The sequence below is a fragment of the Aminobacter sp. P4_H6_2 genome, from assembly GCF_056400805.1.
The window spans coordinates 1-2,214 of record NZ_JBFUKO010000787.1; the positions used below are offsets into that span (position 1 = coordinate 1).

4 protein-coding genes are annotated in these 2,214 nt (G+C 54.1%); 2 read left to right on the forward strand and 2 right to left on the reverse strand.

Going from position 1 to position 2,214, the window contains the following annotated elements; genetic code table 11:
- Both AC1DUU_RS30105 and AC1DUU_RS30110 read right to left on the reverse strand, forming a co-directional pair.
- The coding region (locus AC1DUU_RS30105) for a glycosyltransferase (protein ID WP_476786977.1) at positions 1-302 on the reverse strand (302 nt) is incomplete at its 3' end.
- Positions 295-681, reverse strand: a complete 387-nt coding sequence (locus AC1DUU_RS30110; RefSeq protein WP_476786978.1) for a GtrA family protein — start codon at positions 679-681, stop codon at positions 295-297. The genes AC1DUU_RS30105 and AC1DUU_RS30110, both read right to left, overlap by 8 nt.
- 240 nt (positions 682-921) lie before the next feature.
- On the opposite strand from AC1DUU_RS30110, the gene AC1DUU_RS30115 reads away from it, so the two are divergent.
- The gene (locus tag AC1DUU_RS30115; protein ID WP_476786979.1) at positions 922-1,374 is read left to right on the forward strand and encodes a BA14K family protein; all 453 of its coding nucleotides are present in this window, start codon (positions 922-924) and stop codon (positions 1,372-1,374) included.
- Positions 1,375-1,567: 193 nt separating this feature from the next.
- Positions 1,568-2,089: a BA14K family protein gene (locus AC1DUU_RS30120; RefSeq protein ID WP_476786980.1), complete on the forward strand. Its 522-nt coding sequence runs from the start codon at positions 1,568-1,570 to the stop codon at positions 2,087-2,089.
- Positions 2,090-2,214: the final 125 nt, after the last annotated feature.

Genomic DNA, 2,214 nt, shown 5'->3' on the forward strand with positions numbered 1-2,214 from the left:
ATGATCGCCRCATCACAATCGACGTGATCAATGCCGGCAGTCATTGCGGCTTCTTTGCCGAAGTTCCTCGTCAATTTGAGGTAATGAACCCGCGAGTCTTCAAGACAGATTTTCCGAAGCACCTCAATCGTATTGTCGGTCGACCCGTCATCAATAAAAAGAAAGCTAAACTGAGCAATCGTGCCCGGAACTCGCGCTGTAAATTGCTCTAGGAAATGCGGAATTGATTCTTCTTCGTTTTTAACAGGAACTATTATTGTTATACGTGCGGTATTGGATATTACTTGAGGTCGATTATCCATTTTGTTGACGCCTTTGAAATACCCATCGACTCGAAACCAAGTAGACAAAAGCTGGAGCCATGAGTGTTCCGACGGCGATACACAGCATCTTGTATGGAATGAAGAAACCTGCGGCGATGACTATGGAGTTGTTGATTAGCAATCCCATAACGCTGGTGAGGAAATACTTCCAGGCGGAGCCTTCTCGCTTGAACGTAAATCGTGAATGCCCCAAGTATGAAACAAAAACCGCGACACAAAATGCTATGGTGTTAACCACAACGGCATGCATTGATGGCACGAGACTGAGCAAGAATGCCGCCACGCATAGATGCGTTAGGGTGGCAATCACTCCCACTATTGCAAAGCGGCCGATTGACGATTTCAGCATGAGCGTCATTCAGTTCGAGAGAACTCTTTATATTGCCAAAGCAGTTAGCATTCGGCTGTTCAAACCACAACCGGATATGCTTGAGCCACAAAAAGCGAGTTCAGACACCCATGCGCTCGCCATGTTTTCAGCCCCACCTCCAGCACCAGACGCCGCCTTGCGGCCTGTTCGTTCTGCCTGGCCTCAGGGCGTTTTGCCCCTCCCAGACGTTTATGTACCAGTTGAACTAGCTCTCTTGAGGAGACGATCATGCGTACGATCACCTCAGGCCTGATGGCCGCGGCTGTCATGGCCTCTTTTGCCGTGGCATCGGCAGCACCTGCTGCCGCACGTGGCATGGAAATGATGATGCGTTCCGGTGGCGCGGGCGGACATTTTGCCGGCAACGGCATGCAAATGAACGCCGGGCCGTCGCGCAATATGGCGTTTGCCGACCATCGTGGAGGTCGTGACTTTGATATGCACGGAAGCGGCCATGCTTTCTTCCATGACCACGACCACTTCCATCATGGCTTCTTCCCTGGAGCTCTCTTTGGCAGCTCATTTTATGACGAAGGGCCGACTTACAGCTATGTTGTCCCCAGCGTTGGCTATGCGCATGTGCAATGGTGCTACAATCGCTATCGGTCATACCGGGCCTACAACAACAGCTTCCAGCCCTATAATGGCGCGCGCGAGCAATGTTACACGCCCTATGGCTGAGCGCTCGACAAACCGAGACCCGCACCCATTCGGTGGGGCTTTGCCATGGCAGGATCGCAAGCGTCGCTCATAATCCTCCCGTCGCGATAGGCCTCACCCTCAAGGATACGGTCTCCGCCACGCGTTGCAGGAACAAACTCCCCAGCCCGACCGTCAATTGGGCAAGGGACGAAGGCCCTGTGAGGAGACAACGATGAACAAGGTGATTTCAGGATTGATGGYGACCGCCATCGCCGCGTCGTTTGCGCTAGCGAACGCGGTTCCTGTCGCCGCCGCGGTCTATTTTCCCATGCCGCCGAAGAGCGACCCTGTGATCGAAAATGTTGCTTATCGTGGATATGTGCATCGACCGGTTCAAGTCCACCCCAACGTCCGCTACCACCCCAACGTCCACTACCATCCGAACGTCCGCTATCACCCCAACGCCCATATTCATCCCGTAGCCCGGGGTGCATATTACAACGGTTATCATGGGTATCGCGACTACCGTCCGGGTTATCGTCACTACAATGGCTGGTGGTATCCGGCGGGTGCCTTTGTTGGCGGCGCCATTGTTGGCAGCGCGATCGCCAGCCAGCCGAGATATGTCCAGCCCAGCGGCTACGGCAATTCGCATGTCCAGTGGTGCTACAATCGCTACCGGTCATATCGGGCTTCGGACAACACCTTCCAGCCCAATAGCGGCCCACGCCAGCAGTGCCGGTCGCCCTACTAGAGCATCGGACTTTCAGATTGAATCGAGAGGGATTCCCGTGAGGTGGGGTTCATGATTCACTTCCGTGCGGAGGTGATTTGCCATGCCCAAGCCCTATTCGCTCGATTTGCGTGAACGTGTTGTGC